Source organism: Sorangium sp. So ce117, assembly GCF_051524395.1.
Taxonomy (GTDB): domain Bacteria; phylum Myxococcota_A; class Polyangia; order Polyangiales; family Polyangiaceae; genus Sorangium; species Sorangium cellulosum_B.
The window spans coordinates 10290906-10304612 of sequence record NZ_CP150309.1 but is presented as its reverse complement, the minus strand read 5'-3'; the positions used below and the strand labels follow the sequence as shown (position 1 = coordinate 10304612).

The following is a 13707-nucleotide window of genomic DNA, read 5'->3' as shown; positions in this document are numbered from 1 at the left end:
CGGCGCCTCCGCCTCCCTTCTCCTCCAGCCACCGCCCGCGGTCCGGCGCGCTTCGCGCTACTCGCGCCCCAGCGCGTTCACGGGATCCATGCGCGCGGCCCGCCGCGCCGGGAAGAACCCGAAGACGATCCCGATCGCCGTGCTCACCCCGAGCGCGACCGCGAGCGCACCCGGCTCGAGCCTCATCGGCCAGTCGAACGCGCGCGAGAACCCGAGGATGACGCCGTACCCGAGCGCGCTGCCGACGACGCCGCCCAGCGTGGCGAGCACGAGCGCCTCGAGCAGGAACTGCAGCAGGATGTCGATCTCCCGGGCGCCGATGGCCATCCGGATGCCGATCTCCCGGGTGCGCTCGGTGACGCTGACCAGCATGATGTTCATGACGCCGATGCCGCCCACGACGAGCGACACCGCCGCGATGCTGACGAGCAACGCCGAGAGCGCCGCGAAGATCGCGTCCTGCATGGCCTGGAACTCCGCCTGGCTCCGGACGGCGAAGTCGTCCTCGTCGTTCTCGCCGATGCGGTGCCGCTGGCGGAGGATCGCCTCGGCCTGCTGCCTGGCGCGCTCCGACGTCTCGGCCGACGTCGAGCTCAGCAAGATGGCGTGAACCTCGCCGGGCCGCGTGGCGATGACGTGCGACCGCATCGTGGTGATGGGCATCAGCACGATCTCGTCCTGGCTCTGCCCGAAGGGCGACGCCCCCTTCTCCTCCAGCACGCCGAGCACGCGGTACATCTGGCGGCCGATCCGCACCATCCGGCCGACAGGATCGAGCGATCCGAACAGATCGCGCGCGGTTTGAGCCCCGATCACGACGACCTTCTCGGAGAGGTTCTCCGAGGCGGGGCTCCACGGCTCTCCCTGCGCGACCTTCCAGCTCCGGATATCGAAGTAGTTCAGGCGCGTCCCGACGAGCGTCGGGCTCGCGTTCTGGCCCTCGTGGATGACCTGGGCGCTCGACCTAAGGAACGGCGCCACGAGCCGGATGCTCGTCGACTCGCGCGCGAGCGCCTGGCCGTCGAGCTCGGAGAGCTTGGCGCCCGCGGTGCTGCGGACGCCCGAGGCACGGGCGGAGCGGGCGAAGACGATGAGCGAGTTGGAGCCGAGGTTCGAGATCTGCGCGTTGACGTTGGCGCGCGCGCCGCTCGCCAGCGCCGTGACGGTGACGACGGCCGCGACGCCGATCGTGATCCCCAGGATCGTGAGCCCGGCACGGAGCTTGTTCCGGCGGACGGCGCGCAGCGCGATCACGACCGCCGAGAACACCCGGGTGAGCGTGGCGCTCATTCGTGCCTCAGAGCGGCGATCGGATCCTGACGGGCCGCGCGGCGGGCCGGGAAGAACCCGAAGACGATCCCGATCGTCGCGCTCGTCCCCACCGCGACGACGACCGCGCTGGCTGGCAACGTCATGTTCCAGCCGAGCGCTGCGGCGAGGGCCTTGATGACGCCGAGCCCCGCGCCGAGCCCGAGCACGCCGCCGATGAGCGACAGGGTGATGGCCTCGACGAGGAACTGGACGAGGATGTCGCCCTCGGAGGCGCCGATCGCCATGCGGATGCCGATCTCGCGCGTCCGCTCGGTGACGCTGACCAGCATGATGTTCATGACGCCGATCCCGCCGACGAGGAGCGACACCGCGGCGATCGAGGACAGGAGCATCGTCAAGGTGTCCAGGATCCGCTCCTGGGACGCGCGGAACTCCGCCTGCGTGCGGATCACGAAATTCGGCTCGTCGTCCGGCGCGATCTCGTGGCGCTGCCGGAGGATCCTGTCGATCTGCTCCACCGCGCGATCGACGGTCCGCTCGCTCGTGGCGGCGGCGACGAGCATCTGCACCCTGCCCGGCGCGCTCGGCACGATCCGCGATCGGAAGCTGCCGATCGGCATGAGCAGCCGGTCATCCTGGTCCTCGCCGAAGGGCGATTGCCCCTTCTTCGCGAGCACCCCGATCACCCGGAACGGGTGCTTGCCGATCCGGATGTACCGGCCCACGGCCTCGCCCGAGCCGAACAGGTTCTCCCGGACGGTCTCGCCGATCAGGCAGACCTTCGCCTTGAGCTGCTCGTCGGCCTCGGTCCAGCCCTCGCCCATCCCGACGCTGTACGAGAGGATCGAGAGGTAGCTCCGGGTCACGCCCATGACCTGGGTCGCGACGTTGGCCTCTCCAGCCACGATCTGCGTCGACGTCGAGCTGAACGGGCTCAGCGCGGCCACGCTCGTCGACTCCTTCAGGATCGCGATCCCGTCGGCCTCCGACATCCTCGCGTTCTCGCGGCGCTTCAGCCCCGACGCCTGCGTCGACTGCGGGAAGATGTAGATCGAGCTCGCCCCCATGCCCGAGATCTCGCCCAGGACGCGGTTGCGCACGCCCGTCCCGAGCGCCACGACGATCACCACGGCCGAGACCCCGATCAGGATGCCGAGCACCGTCAGGGCGGCGCGGAGCTTCGAGCGGACGATGGCGCGCAGCGCGATCCGGATGGCGGCGAGGTAGCCGCTCATGGCGAGAGCTCGTCGCTCTCCGCCGCGGAGAGCGGCAGCGCGGCCAGCGCCGCGGCCGCGTCGACGGGGCGATCGTTCCTGAGATCGCTGCGGATCTCGCCGTCGCGCATCGTGATCACGCGGCTCGCGCAGGCGGCGATGTCCGGCTCGTGCGTCACGAGGACGATCGTGATCCCGCCCCGGTTGAGCCGCTGCAGCAGCCCGAGCACCTCGTAGCTCGTGCGCGTGTCGAGGTTGCCCGTGGGCTCGTCGGCGAGGAGCAGCGGCGGCGAGGTGACGAGCGCCCGCGCGATGGCGACGCGCTGCTGCTGCCCGCCCGAGAGCTGGTTCGGCGTGTGGTGCAGGCGCTCGGCCAGCCCCACCGCGCCGAGCGCGTCGAGCGCCCGCTCGCGCCGCTCCGCCGCGCCGACGCCCCGGTAGACCAGCGGCAGCTCGACGTTCTCGAGCGCCGTGGTGCGCGGCAGCAGGTTGAAGCCCTGGAAGACGAACCCGATAAGGCGGTTCCTGACGATCGCGCGCGCGTCGTTGCTGCGCCGGGTGACGTCGAGGCCGTCGAGCCGGTACGTGCCGTGCGTCGGCCGGTCCAGGCACCCGATGATGTTCATCAGGGTGCTCTTGCCCGAGCCGCTCTGCCCGACGATCGCGACGAAATCGCCGTGCTGGATGGTCAGATCCACGTGCCGGAGCGCCCTCACGATGACGGCCTCGGTCGTGTAGTCCTTACCGACGCCCGAGAGCTCGATGAGCGGCTCGTCTCGGGGCGCCGCGGCGACGTCTTGGCTCTGGGGCAGCATCACGCCTCAGAACAGCCGAGGGCCGCGCCCCCTGCCGCTCGCTGACGGATCGTCGTTCTCGTCGGTGACGACCTTGAGCGGCCCGAGATCGGACCCGAGCGCGGTGAAGATGCCGTCGGTGATCCCGACGTCGACGACGCGCGGCTCGATCTTCTCCGCCCCGGGGGTCGCGTCGGTCAGCACGTAGACTCGGCCCTTCTTCGGCGGGAGCGGCTCGAGGGGCGGCGCCTTGATCTCCTTGCCGTCCTTGTCCCGCGCCGGGGCGGGCTTGAACCGGAGCGCCGCGTTCGGCAGCCGCCGCACCCCCTTGGCCTCGGCGGACCGGACGCTCACCGTCGCCGTCATCCCCGGCCGGAGCTTGACCTCGGGGTTGTCGACCTCGACGACCGCCGCGTACGTCACGACGCCGGACTGGCTCAACGGGCTGTAGCGCACCTGGCTCACCGTCCCTCGGAACGTCTCGCCCGGGAACGCATCGACGCTCACGTCCGCCGTCATGCCCTCGCGGAGCCGCCCGACGTCCGCCTCGTCGATGTCGGCGAGCACGCGCATCTTGCGAAGATCCTGGGCGATCACGAAGAGGGTCGGCGCCTGGAAGCTCGCCGCCACGGTCTGCCCGGGGTCGATCGCGCGGCTGATGACGACCCCGTCGATGGGCGAGAAGATGCGCGTGTACTGGAGGTTCGTCGTGGAGGAGCGGAGCACCGCCCTGAGCTGCGCCACCTGCGCCTTCGAGGCCGCGAGGTCGGCGAGCGCGACGTCGTACGCGCCCTGGGCCGTGTCCAGATCGGCCTGCGAGCCCACCCCCTCCGCGACCATCTTCCTCGCGCGCTCGAGCCGCTGCTTGGCGGTCCCCAGCGACGCCTCCGAGCGCACGACGCTCGCGTTGGCCGCCGCGATCTGCGCCTGGTTCGAGTCGATCTGCGCCCCGAAGAGCGTCGGATCGATCTCGGCCAGCACGTCGCCGGCCTTCACGATGCTGTTGAAGTCCACGTAGACCTTGGTGATTCGCCCCGAGACCTGGGCGCCGATCTGCACCTCGGTGAGCGGCTTGACCTGCCCCGTCGACTGGACCACTTCGAGCACGTCGCCCGTGGTGATGTCGCCCGTGACGTAGCGCGGCGGCGGCGGGGGCCTCGTCCGGATCCTCCAGACGACGAGCCCCGCGACGAGCGCTGCGATCGTCGCGAGGACGCCGAGGCGAGCGAGCCAGCGCTTCGTGCCTACCCGGGAGAGCTCCTGCTCCAGGCTCTCTCCCCCACGTCGAGGAAGCGGTCCGCCCTCGCGCAGGCCCCGGGCTGCCGCGCCGCCGGGGGGCGCCGGCGCGGTCGAGGCCGGTCGCGTCTCGCCCGGCGCCGCCTCTCCGGGACGGAGGCGCTCCGTTTCCGTGGTGGCCTGCGCAGCCGGGGGCGACGCGTCGAGGGGGTCGCGACCGGTCGCCCGAGCCATGGAGTCGGCCATCGGACGTCCTCATAGCATGCTGCCGCGCGAGCGCGCCTCGCTTGAAACCGCGGAACCGCCGTGGCAGACCAACCGCCGCCCATGGAGTCGCTGCCCATCGCAACGGATACGGTCGTCACGCTGTCCTACGTCCTCTTCAACGAAAGCGGAGAGACTGTGGATGAGGCATCGACCGCGGAGCCGCTCGTCTACACGCACGGCTATGCTCAGATCGTGCCTGGCCTGGAGCGCGCGCTCGAAGGGCTGCGCGCAGGCGAGCAGCGCGAGATCACCGTCGAGCCGGAAGATGCGTTCGGCGAGCGCGATGACGCCGGCGTCTTCGAGGTGGACAAGGCGGATTTCCCCGATGGGGGCGCTGTCGAGGTCGGCGACGAGTTCGTCGCCCAGGGCCCGGACGGTTCGCCGATCGCGCTCCGGGTCATCGAGATCCTCCCCGAGGGCTTCCGGGTGGATACGAATCACCCTCTGGCAGGCCAGAAGGTGCGCTTTCAGGTTCAGGTCAAGGACGTGCGCGCCGCCAGCGAGGAGGAGATCGCGCAGGCTCAGGCCGAACTGGAGGAGCGCATCGAGGATTCCGAGGGCGAGGGCTGCTGCGGTCACGACCACGACCACGACCACGACCACGACCACGATCACAGCCACCATCACGAGCACGGCGATGGTGGGGTGCTCGTGACGCTCTCGAAGAAGTCGTCATAAGCCCACCGCCAACTGGTGGGTTGTCCGAGGAGATCACATCATGACCGTAGGTGAGAAGGGCAAGCTGACGGAGCTGCAGCTCGATCGCCGGGTGCGCGAGCGCCTCCTGGCGAGCGGGACGCTCAGCGCGGGGACCATCGAGGCGCACCTCGCGGGCTTGCCGGACCAGGAGGAGCACGCCGAGGGGATCGCCGTCGATCAGCCGGCGCTCGGCGCGTCAGCGCAGGGGTCGCGGATCGAGCCCGAGCTCGACGACGAAGGGGCAGAGTGAGCGACGCGGAGAATCGGGAAGATCTCCCTCCGCCAGGGAGCCCCCCGGAGCTGCCGACGCTCGACTTCTCGACCTTCGTGCTGTCGATCATCGGCTCCGCGTACGTGCACCTCGGCGACGCGCCGAGCCCCGACGGCAGGGAAGAGCAGAACCTGATCCTCGCGCATCAGGACATCGATTTGCTGTCGCTCCTCCAGGAGAAAACGAAGGGGAACCTCTCGGGCGACGAGGAGAGGTTGCTCGAGCAGGCGCTCTACGATCTGCGGATGCGCTACCTCGAGGTCTCGAAACGATCGTGACCGTTGGCGCCAGGGCTCTCTTGGGGGTCCTCCTCGCCTCGCTGGTCGCCTCGTGCAGCAAGGCCTCTCCTGGCCACTCTTCCAGCGCAAGCAGCTCCACCGTCCCCTCGGGCGCCGTGCCGGTTGCGATCGCGCCGCCTCCGTCCGCGCCGCCTCCTCCTCCGATCGTCCGCTCCGAGGGCATGCCCGGCTCCTTCGCGCCGCTCGCGCGCAGGGCCGATCCAGCGGTCGCGACGGTCAAGGCGCGCGTCGAGCGGCAGCAGCAACCGGGCGGCCGCCGCCGCACGGTCGCCGAGGGGCTCGGGACCGCCTTCGTCTATGATCCAGAGGGCTTCCTGCTGACGAACAACCACGTGATCGAGGGTGCGACCGACATCCTCGTGAGCTTCGTCGACGGACGCGACATCAAGGCGACCGTCATAGGCCGCGACAAGCACACGGACGTCGCCGTGCTGAAGGTCGACGAGAAGGGGCTCCCGTCGCTCCCCCTGGGCGACTCGGACACCATCGAGGTCGGCGACTGGGTGGTCGCGATCGGCAACCCCTTCGGCCTCTCCCACACGGTCTCGGCGGGCATCCTCTCCGCCAAGGGCCGCACCCGGGACGACGTGAAGGGGCTCGACCCGAGCGGCTACTTCAACTTCCTCCAGACGGACGCGAGCATCAACCCCGGCAACTCCGGCGGCCCGCTCCTGAACCTCAAGGGCGAGGTGGTCGGCATCAACGCGGCCGTGCGCGCCAACGCGAACAACATCGGGTTTGCGATCCCGATCAACATGGTCCGGCAGCTGCTCCCGATGCTGCTGCGCGACGGCAAGATCCGGCGCAGCCAGGTCGGGGTGATCGTCGACGTCCTCAACTCGATCGAGGCGGGGCGGCTCAAGCGCCCCGATCGAAAGGGGGCGTGGGTGAAGACCGTGGTGGCGGGGGGACCCGCGGACCGGGCTGGCATCGCGCCGGACGATGTGATCCTCGGCTTCGAAGGAAAGACGATTTCCGACCCGAACGAGCTCCGGTGGATGGCGAGCATCGCCGGGGTGAACAAGGTCGTTACGCTCCGCGTCGCGCGGCTGGAGCGGGTCTTCGATGTCCGCCTCACGCTGGGCGAGCTGCCCGAGCTCAGCGACGAGGCCGATGAGCCGTGAGCCGAACGGCCGCCGTCTGCCGCCCGGCACGTCCGCCGGCCGCCGCGCGCCGTGCGTGGCCGCCTGCTCCGCGACCTCCCTCGTCCACCAGCCTCCTCAGGTAAGCTGACCCCGTGGCCATTGCACCTTCTCACCCGGACGAGCTCGAGCCGGTCGCACCTCCCGGTGATCCCGGCGAGGGCGATGCGGAAGGCGACGACCTGTCCGCGGAGGGCGACCACCCCGAAACGAAGCAGCTCCACCCGCGCCTGAATAGCGCTCCCGCCCGTGCGTCCAATCGCGAGGCGCGACGGCGGGAAGCGGAGGAAGATCGTGAGCTCATCGAGCGAGCGCAGAAGGGGGACCAGGCGGCTTTCCGCTCGCTCGTGGAACGGCACCAGCGCCGGGCGTTCGCGATCGCGATGGGGCTCGTCCGCGACGAGAACGACGCGCGCGAGCTCGTGCAGGACGCCTTCCTCCGGGTCTACAAGGGCCTCGGCTCCTTTCAGGGGGGCTCCTCGTTCTTCACCTGGCTCTACAGGATCGTCACGAACCTGGCGATCGACCTCATGCGGAAGCCGGGACGCCGCGACCTCGAGCTCCAGGAGAACCAGGCGGCGGACGAGCAGTCTGACTTCCCGCTCGTCGCTCGGATCGACGGCGCGGACCCCCTCAACGTCGTCCGGCGGCGGGAGATCGCCGGGCGCATCCAGGCCGCGCTCGACGCGCTGCCGCCCTACCACCGAGGCGTGATCCTGATGCGGGAGGTGGAGGGCATGTCGTACGAGGAGATGGCTCAGGCCATGGGGGTCTCGAAGGGGACGATCATGAGCCGCCTGTTCCACGCCCGTCAGAAGCTTCAGCGCGCCCTCGCCGACTGTTACGCGGAGGAAGAGGGCAAGGCCCCAGCAGAGGACCCGGAGGAGATCGCGTGAGCACCGCCAACAGCAGCAAGGCGAATCACGGGGAAGCGAGCGCCCCGCCGACGGATCTGGAGCTGATGCTCTATGCCGACGGTGAGCTCGATGAAGCTCGTCACCGGCAGGTGGAGGAGTACGTGCTCCACGACCCGCGCTGCCGGGCGAAGGTCGCAGCGCTCGTCACCGCGGCCGACATGGTCCGGGACAGCGTGCTGGCCTCCAGCGCGGCCGACGGCATCGCCGATGGGGTGATGGCGAAGATCGTCGAAGGGCAGGCGGGCGCCGCGCGGGTCGACGGGGTCGGCGCCGCGCGGCCGCTCGCGGCGCCGCCGTCGGGCGAGCCGCCCCGCGCTCGGGCGCGGCTCCAGGGATCGCCGGCGAACGACAACGCGCGCGGGATCTTCGCGCTGACGGCGCTCGCCGTGGCGGCGGCCGCCGCCTTGATGGTCTGGGGCAAGATGGGCGTGGAGACGCCCACCGCGGAGCTGACGGCGCAGGCGCCCTCCGCGTTGCTCGCCCCGCCGCCCGAGGCGCCCTCCGCGTTGCTCGCGGCGCCGGCGAAGGAGCCGGACGCCGCGCCGAGCTCCGAGGGGGAGATCGAGCCGGGCGTCGAGATCGCCGCGGTCGACTTCGGGGCACGCGTGGGCACCATCTTTTACGTCCCACAGGAGGCCGTGGCTTCAGGCCCGACGACCACGGTGGTCTGGCTCTCCGATGACGGTCCGGGAGGACAGTGATGAGATTTCTTGCGAGTGCGATCACCGCGACCATGGTCCTGGCGCTCGGCGTGAGCCCTTCCCCTGCCGTCGCGCAAGAGCAGGCGCCGGCCCCCCCGCAAGCGGCGCCGTCGGACGCCGAGGTCACGTCCGAGATCGTGATCCTCCACGCGACGAACGATGGGAAAGGCATCGACCCGAAGATCGGCAAGATGCCCGAGCTCGGGAAGCCGCCGTTCTCGTCGTACAACAGCTACAAGCTCCTCGAACGGCTGAAGGTCACCCTGCAGAAGGGGAAGCCGACCACGACGAAGCTGCCGAACGGCAGCGTCCTCATGGTGTCGCTGAAGGACGTGGTCGCCGCGAAGAAGAAGGACGAGCCGAGGCGCTTCGTCGTCAGCGCGAGCATCCAGAAGCCCGGCGGCAACTCGTTTCTGCCCCTGCTCGAGGTGAACGCCAAGGCCGGCGAGAGCTTCTTCGTCGCGGGTCAGCAGCACATGGGCGGCGTGCTCGTGCTGGGCATCAAGGTCGCGCCCTGAGTCGAGGGGAGCTCGCCCCTGCTCAGCGGCGGGCCGAGGACGGCAGCGCGATCGGCAGATCCAGAGAGAAGACCGTCCCGCGCGGGGCGCGCGCCTCCGCGCGGATGCTGCCGCCGTGTGAGGCAACGATGTTCCTTACGATGCTCAGGCCGAGCCCGGTGCCGGTCCCGTCGGTCTTCGTCGTGAAGAAGGGGTCGAAGATCCTCGGCAGGTGCTCGGGCTCGATCCCGTGCCCGTCGTCGCGGATCGTCACCGTGATGTAGCCGTCCTCCGGCGACATCGCGGTGGAGATGCCGAGGCAACCGCCGCGCTCGTTCATCGCGTGCGCGGCGTTCGTGAACAGGTTCACGAACACCTGCGTCAGCGGATCGATGACGCCGCAAACCGGAGGGATCTCGTCGAAGCGCCGCTCGACGGTGACGCCCGTCTGGTCGAGGAGGTGCTCGCAGAAGACGAGCGCGCGCTCGATGATGTCGTGGAGCGAGACGGCGCCCGGCTTCTCCGTGGACGGCCGCGCGTAGGCGATCAGGTCGCGCGAGAACCGGCGGATGCGATCCGCCGCGTCGTTGATCCTCGCGAGCCGCTCGATGTCCGAGGGGTCGAAGCCGCCGCGCTCGCCCTTGCGGCGCAGGTACTCGGAGTAGGCGAGGATCGAGGTGAGCGGGTTGTTGAGCTCGTGCACGACGCCTGCGGCCATCTTCCCGAGCGAGGCCAGCTTCTCGGCCTGCATGACCTGAGCGCGCAGCGACTCGTGCGCGCGCGCCTCGCGGAGCGACGCGCCCAGGGTGAGCACGAGCCGGTCGACCAGCGCCTGTACAGGCGCGCTGTCGAGGTACGCGGCGTCGTCGGCCGCGATGTGCATCGTCGAGCGACCTCCGGGCTCGATCGCCACGACGCGCTCGAAGGCGAACTCCGGGAGGAGCCGCGCCGGATCGCGGCCGTCGTCGCGGCGAGCGCGCGGCGAGACCCGGACGGCCACCTGCGTCCCCGTCGCGCCGGGGATGTAGACGCCGAGCCCGCAGGCCGTGAGCACCTTCGCGGCCGCGCCGAGCAGCGTCGAGGCGCGCTGCTCGATGGAGGCCGACGGATCCAGCTCGCTCGACGCGATGAGCAGGCTGTCCACCCACTCGAGCGGGATGTCCCGGGTGAGGGGCTTCCGGAGCGTGACGGGAGCGTCGGACAATGGCTGCTCCCCCAGGCGCTCCGCGGTCTTTCCGCTCACCCGATCACCCTGTTCGGGTCGTCGCCGCTCGATCGGTCGAGATCGATGATCTTCGCGGCGCCGACATAGGATTTCGTCTCATAGCGGGTGATCTTGCCGATCTTGCGGACGATCTCCGCCATCCGCTCGGCTTCGCTGCGGATCGTGGTCGCGGCCCCCTTGATGGGGGACGCGTCGTCGATCCGGCGGCAGATCAGCTCGGCGTAGCCGAGCACGCTGGTGAGCGGCTGGTTCAGCTCGTGCGCGGCCGCGCCCGCGAGCTCGGCGATGATGGCCTGCTTCTCGCGCGCGCGGAGCTCCTCCTGCGCCTCGGTGAGGCGGGCCTCCATCCGCATCCGCTCCCGCAGGTCCGTGAAGATGCCGACGGAGCCGACCGGGACGCCGTTCTCGAAGATCAGCGCCGCGGAGAGGTGCACCGGGATCCGCGACCCGTCCCTGGCCAGGACCTCGGTCCGGTAGCCCTCGAGCCGGCCGGGACCGCCGTGCTCCTTCGCGTGGATGAGCCTCATGATGTGCTCGGCGTTGTGGTCGGGGTAGAGCGCGCGGGCGTTCATCGCGCCGACGACCTCCTTCGCGTCATACCCGTAGATCCGCTCGGCGGCGCGGTTGAAGAGCAGGACGACGCCCTCCATGTTGGCCGAGACGATCGCGTCGACCGAGCTGTCGATGACGCGCTCCAGGAACTCCTTCGTCTTGGTGAGCTCCGCCTCGGTGGCGCGCTCCGTTGTGACGTCGCGGAAGCTGACCAGGACGGCGCCGCTCTCCTCGCGAAGGACGCTGCTGAAGCTGAAGCTGAGGATGAGCCGCTCGTGCTCGCCCCGCCGCACGGTGAAGTCCACCATGTGCGGGAACGATCCCTTGGCGAAGCCGGCCCGGATCTCCTCGAGGAGAGGGTGCTCGCGCGCGTCGATGAGATCGGCCAGGTTCGCCCTCTCGAGGTCCTCCGCCGTGCGGCCGGTGATCGCCTGCGCGCGCGGGTTGGAGAAGAGGATATGGCCGTCAGGATCGACGACGACGATGCCGTCGGCCGTCGAATAGAAGAAGTCGGCGTAGCGCTGGAGCGTCTTCAGCCGGCGCTCCGCCTCGAACCGGGCGAAGGTGCTCTGCTGCGTCTGGTCGCGGAGCGACTGCAGGATGCGCGCGTTGCGCAGGGCGATCGCGGTGGCGCTCGCGACCGTGCGGGCCAGCGAGAGCTCGTGCGCGTGAGGCGCCACCGGCTGCCGGCCGCGCAAGAAGAGCACGCCGAGCGGCTTGTCCTCGAACAAGATCGGCAGGAGCGCCAGCGAGCGGAACGCGTTCTCCGGGAGCTCCGCGCGCACGAGGTCGAACAGCGGGTGCGCCTTCGCGTCGTCGATCACGAGCACGTCGCCCGTGCGCATGACGCGCTGGATCTCGGGGTACTTGCCGAGATCGATCGGCAGATCCCGCAGCTCCTTGTCGTCGCTCGCGGCGACCACGTAGCCGACGTCGCCCGCGTCGCGCACGAGGACGATGCTGCAGCGGTCGACGCGCGCCACCTCGGCGATGCGCCGCACGACCGTGAAGAGGATGTTCCGGAAGTCGAGCGTCGAGGAGAGCGCCTGCGTGAGCTCGAGGACCACCTTCGCGTCGTGCTCTTTGCGCGCGAGCGCGTCGACGTAGTCCCGGAGCCGGAGCTGACCGCGGATGCGCGCGATGAGCTCGGCAGGGCGGAACGGCTTGCGGATGAAATCGTCCGCGCCGAGCTCGAAGGCGCGGGCGACCTCCTCGTCCGCGTCGAGCGCGGTCAGCACGACGACGGGGACGTCCTGCGTCCGGGGGGCGTCCCGCACGGCGCTGAGGACCACGTAGCCGTCAGGGGGCGGCATCACGAGGTCGAGCAGCACGAGCGCGGGCACGCTCGCCTTGAGCCAGGCGAGCGCGTCCGCGCCCGAGGTGACCGCGACGGCCTCGATGCCCGCGTCGGCCAGCGCGTGCAGCAGCATCTGCCGGCTGACGGCGTCGTCGTCCACGACGAGCACAGGATCACGGCGAGGCACACGCCAAGCTTAGCGACTCCAGGCTGGAGCGATGAGAGAATTCCGGGCCTCGGCGCGGCGTTGGCGCGGCGTTGCGCACTGCATTGCGCTGCCCGCGCGGCGCCGGGATCAGGAGAAGAGATCTCCCTGCTTCGTCGCAGGAGCCGCGAGGCCGAGGTGCTCGTAGGCGCGGCGGGTCGCGACCCTGCCGCGCGGCGTGCGGCCGACGAAGCCCTGCTGGAGCAGGAACGGCTCGTACACGTCCTCGATCGTGTCGCGCGGCTCACTGAGCGCCGCGGCCAGGGTGTCGATGCCCACAGGGCCGCCGTCGTAGTGATCGACGATGACGCGCAGCAGCCGGCGATCCATCTCGTCGAGGCCGGCCGCGTCGATCTCGAGCCGCTCCGCGGTCTTCCGCGCGATCTCCATCGTGATCGAGCCGTCGCCCAGCACCTCGGCGAAGTCGCGGACGCGGCGCAGGAGGCGGTTGGCGACGCGCGGCGTCCCCCGCGCGCGCGCCGCGATCTCGCGCGCTCCGCCGGCGTCGATCGGCACGTCGATCAGGCCGGCGCTGCGCTGCACGATGCGCTCGAGCTCCTCGACGGGGTAGAAGTCGAGGCGGACGACGTGGCCGAAGCGCGACAGCAGCGGCGCGGTGAGCAGCCCGGTGCGGGTCGTCGCGCCCACGAGCGTGAAGGGCTTCAGCGCGAGCTGGATCGTCGTCGCGTAGGGGCCGTCACCGGTCATGATGTCGATGTTGAACGACTCGATCGCGGGGTAGAGGCTCTCCTCGACCGCCGGCGTGAGCCGGTGGATCTCGTCGATGAACAGCACGTCGTTGCGCTCCAGCTTCGTCAGCAGGCCGGCCAGCGCGCCCTTGTGCTCGATCGCCGGTCCGCTCGTGACATGGAGGGCGACGCCCATCTCGCGGGCGATGATGTGGGCGAGCGTGGTCTTTCCCAGGCCGGGCGGGCCACAGAACAGCATGTGATCCAGCGGCTCGCGCCGCCGGCGCGCGGCCTCGACGAAGACCTTGAGGTTCTCCGTGTGCTTGGCCTGGCCGACGTACTCGGCGAGCGAGGCAGGCCGGAAGAGGCGGTCGAAGCGATCGTCGTCGCCTGCCTCGGCAGGAGAGAGCGCCCGTTCAGGCATGCCACG

General features: G+C 70.4%; 14 protein-coding genes. 7 read left to right on the top strand and 7 right to left on the bottom strand.

All coding sequences use genetic code 11. The features are described 5' to 3' along the window. Positions 1–57: 57 nt before the first annotated feature. Genes WMF46_RS38580 through WMF46_RS38565 form a run of 4 tightly spaced genes read right to left on the bottom strand, consistent with a single transcriptional unit; the run spans position 58 to position 4762 of the window. On the bottom strand, positions 58–1290 hold the full coding sequence (locus WMF46_RS38580) for an ABC transporter permease (RefSeq protein ID WP_437981795.1): 1233 nt from the start codon (positions 1288–1290) through the stop codon (positions 58–60). Next, entirely contained in the window at positions 1287–2507 is a 1221-nt protein-coding gene (locus WMF46_RS38575; RefSeq protein ID WP_437981794.1) for an ABC transporter permease, read from the bottom strand. The genes WMF46_RS38580 and WMF46_RS38575 overlap by 4 nt, the downstream gene beginning before the upstream one ends. Next, entirely contained in the window at positions 2504–3301 is a 798-nt protein-coding gene (locus WMF46_RS38570) for an ABC transporter ATP-binding protein (RefSeq protein ID WP_437981793.1), read from the bottom strand. Before WMF46_RS38570 ends, WMF46_RS38575 begins: the two co-directional genes overlap by 4 nt. 6 nt (positions 3302–3307) lie before the next feature. Beyond that, positions 3308–4762: an efflux RND transporter periplasmic adaptor subunit gene (locus tag WMF46_RS38565; RefSeq protein ID WP_437981792.1), complete on the bottom strand. Its 1455-nt coding sequence runs from the start codon at positions 4760–4762 to the stop codon at positions 3308–3310. Positions 4763–4822: 60 nt separating this feature from the next. On the opposite strand from WMF46_RS38565, the gene WMF46_RS38560 reads away from it, so the two are divergent. From WMF46_RS38560 to WMF46_RS38530, 7 genes are all read left to right on the top strand, one after another. Then, a complete protein-coding gene (locus WMF46_RS38560; RefSeq protein ID WP_437981791.1) occupies positions 4823–5461 on the top strand; it encodes an FKBP-type peptidyl-prolyl cis-trans isomerase in 639 nt (212 codons plus the stop codon). A gap of 40 nt (positions 5462–5501) precedes the next feature. Next, positions 5502–5732: a hypothetical protein gene (locus WMF46_RS38555; protein WP_437711140.1), complete on the top strand. Its 231-nt coding sequence runs from the start codon at positions 5502–5504 to the stop codon at positions 5730–5732. Beyond that, positions 5729–6031, top strand: coding sequence for a DUF1844 domain-containing protein (locus WMF46_RS38550; protein WP_437981790.1), 303 nt, complete (start codon positions 5729–5731; stop codon positions 6029–6031). Before WMF46_RS38555 ends, WMF46_RS38550 begins: the two co-directional genes overlap by 4 nt. Positions 6032–6213: 182 nt before the next feature. Further along, positions 6214–7176, top strand: coding sequence for a S1C family serine protease (locus tag WMF46_RS38545; RefSeq protein WP_437981789.1), 963 nt, complete (start codon positions 6214–6216; stop codon positions 7174–7176). 113 nt (positions 7177–7289) lie between these two features. Then, positions 7290–8090 (top strand): sigma-70 family RNA polymerase sigma factor, encoded by an 801-nt coding sequence (locus WMF46_RS38540; RefSeq protein WP_437545083.1) that lies wholly within the window; start codon positions 7290–7292, stop codon positions 8088–8090. Next, positions 8087–8812, top strand: a complete 726-nt coding sequence (locus WMF46_RS38535) for an anti-sigma factor family protein (RefSeq protein ID WP_437981788.1) — start codon at positions 8087–8089, stop codon at positions 8810–8812. Before WMF46_RS38540 ends, WMF46_RS38535 begins: the two co-directional genes overlap by 4 nt. Beyond that, positions 8812–9330 carry a hypothetical protein gene (locus WMF46_RS38530; RefSeq protein WP_437545081.1) on the top strand — a complete coding sequence of 173 codons (519 nt, stop codon included), beginning with the start codon at positions 8812–8814 and terminating at the stop codon, positions 9328–9330. Before WMF46_RS38535 ends, WMF46_RS38530 begins: the two co-directional genes overlap by 1 nt. A gap of 22 nt (positions 9331–9352) precedes the next feature. Here the strand turns inward: WMF46_RS38530 and WMF46_RS38525 are convergent, their stop codons facing one another. From WMF46_RS38525 to ruvB, 3 genes are all read right to left on the bottom strand, one after another. Beyond that, entirely contained in the window at positions 9353–10552 is a 1200-nt protein-coding gene (locus WMF46_RS38525; RefSeq protein ID WP_437981787.1) for a sensor histidine kinase, read from the bottom strand. Next, positions 10549–12570: a PAS domain S-box protein gene (locus WMF46_RS38520; RefSeq protein ID WP_437981786.1), complete on the bottom strand. Its 2022-nt coding sequence runs from the start codon at positions 12568–12570 to the stop codon at positions 10549–10551. The genes WMF46_RS38525 and WMF46_RS38520 overlap by 4 nt, the downstream gene beginning before the upstream one ends. A gap of 108 nt (positions 12571–12678) precedes the next feature. Beyond that, positions 12679–13701 carry a Holliday junction branch migration DNA helicase RuvB gene (gene ruvB, locus WMF46_RS38515; protein ID WP_437981785.1) on the bottom strand — a complete coding sequence of 341 codons (1023 nt, stop codon included), beginning with the start codon at positions 13699–13701 and terminating at the stop codon, positions 12679–12681. Between the last annotated feature and the right edge of the window lie 6 nt (positions 13702–13707).

Excerpts from the sequence above, each read along its gene's own strand:
- WMF46_RS38580 (WP_437981795.1), bottom strand. The coding sequence starts at position 1,290 with ATGAGCGCCACGCTCACCCGGGTGTTCTCGGCGGTCGTGATCGCGCTG.
- WMF46_RS38575 (WP_437981794.1), bottom strand. The coding sequence starts at position 2,507 with ATGAGCGGCTACCTCGCCGCCATCCGGATCGCGCTGCGCGCCATCGTC.
- WMF46_RS38570 (WP_437981793.1), bottom strand. The coding sequence starts at position 3,301 with ATGCTGCCCCAGAGCCAAGACGTCGCCGCGGCGCCCCGAGACGAGCCG.
- WMF46_RS38565 (WP_437981792.1), bottom strand. The coding sequence starts at position 4,762 with ATGGCCGACTCCATGGCTCGGGCGACCGGTCGCGACCCCCTCGACGCG.
- WMF46_RS38555 (WP_437711140.1), top strand. The coding sequence starts at position 5,502 with ATGACCGTAGGTGAGAAGGGCAAGCTGACGGAGCTGCAGCTCGATCGC.
- WMF46_RS38545 (WP_437981789.1), top strand. The coding sequence starts at position 6,214 with ATGCCCGGCTCCTTCGCGCCGCTCGCGCGCAGGGCCGATCCAGCGGTC.
- WMF46_RS38530 (WP_437545081.1), top strand. The coding sequence starts at position 8,812 with ATGAGATTTCTTGCGAGTGCGATCACCGCGACCATGGTCCTGGCGCTC.
- ruvB (WP_437981785.1), bottom strand. The coding sequence starts at position 13,701 with ATGCCTGAACGGGCGCTCTCTCCTGCCGAGGCAGGCGACGACGATCGC.